Here is a 1,798-nt window from a genome sequence, read left to right as displayed (position 1 = left end):
GGGGGGAGCCGCTCGGCCGCGGCCTCGACGGGGCGAAGGAGCCGGTGCAGTCCGGCGAGCGGGAGGTCGTTCTCGGAGGGGACCCCGGCCGCGTGCAGGACGGTGAGGCCGTCGGCGGACGAGCGCACGTGATCGAGGAGGGCGGTCTTGCCGCGTCCGGGGCCTCCGGAGAGGAGGACGGACACACCGCTCCCGGACCTCGCTCCGTCCAGTGCGTCCGCGAGGATCCGCTGCTCTTCGTCCCGACCCCGGAGGCGGATGTCCTGGGGGTCCGTGTTCCTGCCAGCCACACGCCGACGATCGCACATGAGGACCCCGTTACGGCAGGTGCGAGCACGCATACTGGTCGATTCACCGATCCCCGGACGGAGTCGCACGGAACGGGTGCGCGGCGTCTCCGGACGGGTGGGCGGGCACTGTGTCGGCCGGGGCGCCCAGTGTGGCACCAGAGCGTTCACCTGCGCATCCTCCACACGGGGATGGTGGCACGAGTCACAGGAGGGGGTGGCGGCGGACTCACCCCCAAGCCCCTCGGCGGCCACCGGCCGGTTATCAAGCCGTAATCTCCCGACAACACCGCCACGCGATACCGACATTTAGGGCATAACGGCCCTCGGATAGCGTTTTGTCCTCCCGGGGACACTGTCGCGGGCGCCCGGCACGGGATATCCAGTGCGAGACGCTCCCCCGGGGCGGGGGACGGGACACCAGAAGGGACCCACGTCCATGGAGAACCGCTTCCTGACCGCGCACGGCACGCGGGAACGCTCACCGGTCGGCACCCGTGCCGACGCGCGGACGGGCCCTCCCACGTTCGGTGTCGAGGAGGAGTTCTTCGTCGTCGACCCCCGCAGCCGACGCATCCTGTCCCGGGCCCCCGACGTCCTGGCGAACGTCCGCCACCTCAACGGACACCTGTGCGGTGAGTTCACCCGCACCCAGGTGGAGGCCAACAGCCCCGTGTGCGACACCTCCGAGGACGCGGCGCGCTTCCTCCGCTCGGCCCGCCTCGAACTGGTCCGGGCCGCCGCCGGGGCCGGGCTGGCGGTCGTCGCCTCCGGCACCCCGGTCCTGGGCGACCCGGCGGAGGCCCGGGTCAGCGACGGGCGGCGGTACGCGGACATCGCCACCCACTTCGGCGCGTTACGCGAATCCCATGTGGTGTGCGGCTGCCACATCCACGTCGGCATCCCCGACCGCGGGACCGCCGTCGAGGTCGGCGGGCACCTGCGCCGATGGCTTCCGTTCCTCGTGGCGCTGTCGGCCAACTCGCCGTTCCAGGCGGGCCGGGACACCGGATACGCCAGCTGGCGCACCATCACCTGGAACCGGCTCCCGTCGGCCGGTCCTCCGCCGCTCTTCCGCTCCCTCGCCGAACACGAACGCGCCGTCAGCGCGCTCGCCGGGAGCGGAGCGATCCTCGACCGGCACATGGTCTACTGGGACGTCCGTCTCTCCGACCACCTGCCCACGCTGGAGATCCGCGTGGGCGACGTCGCCGCCACCGCCGACGAGGCGCTGCTCTTCGCCGCGCTGACCCGGGGACTGGTCTCCCGTGCACTCACCGACATCCGCGACGGGGTGCCCGTACCGGAAATCGACGCCCCGGCACTGCGCGCCGCCATCTGGCGGGCCGCCCGCGACGGCCTGGAAGGGCGGGTACCCGACCCGTTGACCGGCGAGTCCCTACCAGGTTTCCTCGCCATGGACCGGATGCTCGGCGCGGCTCTGCCGGGTCTGGAGGCGAACCGGGACGCCGACCTCGTGGTCGGGCTGCTCGACCGGGTGCGCGCCGCCG

The 1,798-nt window shown here is 72.7% G+C and carries 2 protein-coding genes; one reads left to right on the top strand and one right to left on the bottom strand.

Annotated elements, in window-relative coordinates; genetic code table 11:
* On the bottom strand, positions 1 to 290 hold a 290-nt coding region (locus D471_RS0129910), incomplete at its 3' end, for an AAA family ATPase (protein WP_026128226.1).
* A gap of 436 nt (positions 291 to 726) precedes the next feature.
* On the opposite strand from D471_RS0129910, the gene D471_RS36930 reads away from it, so the two are divergent.
* Positions 727 to 1,798 (top strand): carboxylate-amine ligase (locus D471_RS36930; protein ID WP_017602015.1); only part of this gene is annotated, 1,072 nt, incomplete at its 3' end.

This window comes from Nocardiopsis lucentensis DSM 44048 (assembly GCF_000341125.1).
GTDB classification, from domain to species: Bacteria; Actinomycetota; Actinomycetes; order Streptosporangiales; family Streptosporangiaceae; genus Nocardiopsis; species Nocardiopsis lucentensis.
The sequence above is the reverse complement of the archived record's forward strand: the minus strand, read 5'-3'. Positions and strand labels throughout refer to the sequence as shown.